Source organism: Streptomyces beijiangensis (genome assembly GCF_017315755.1).
Taxonomy (GTDB): Bacteria; Actinomycetota; Actinomycetes; order Streptomycetales; family Streptomycetaceae; genus Streptomyces; species Streptomyces beijiangensis.
Genome location: NZ_JAFLRJ010001568.1, coordinates 1 through 456 on the forward strand (window position 1 = coordinate 1; position 456 = coordinate 456).

Genomic DNA, 456 nt, shown 5'->3' on the forward strand with positions numbered 1-456 from the left:
GAGAGCAGGTGCTGCAGTCCGTCGGGGGTGGAATGTCCAGCGTGTTCGGCGAGTTGCCAGCTGTTTTTGCGGGCCACCGGGGCGAGCAGTGCGCGCACGTAGTCCCGCATGCGGCGGCGTGGTTCGACGCGGCCGAAGTGGTGCCCGATGGTGGTGAAGAGGTGGTCCAGGTCGCGGTCCCAGGTCTCGGCTGCCTGTTCGGTGATCACGGCCTGAGGCTTCCCAGGGCCCGGGTCGACCTTGCCGTCGTGGGCACTCCTTCGAGGGGCCTGCGGGCAGAACCCGTCCATGACAGCGCTCTGCCCACTACACTCCCACCGCTCGACGTTTCCCCACGTCAAGCCACGAAGTACTGCTGGAGTATTAGGCAATTCACTTGTCGGAATCAAGACTGTCGGATTGCACACGGACCGGCGCCAGCTTTGGTGCAGCCGCCAACCGAGCCCACGAGACGCT

Annotated in this window: 1 pseudogene; it reads right to left on the reverse strand. The window is 65.4% G+C overall.

The annotated features are described in order from the left end of the window. Positions 1-170: pseudogene (locus J0695_RS42720) on the reverse strand (IS701 family transposase); the annotation flags it as partial. Between the last annotated feature and the right edge of the window lie 286 nt (positions 171-456).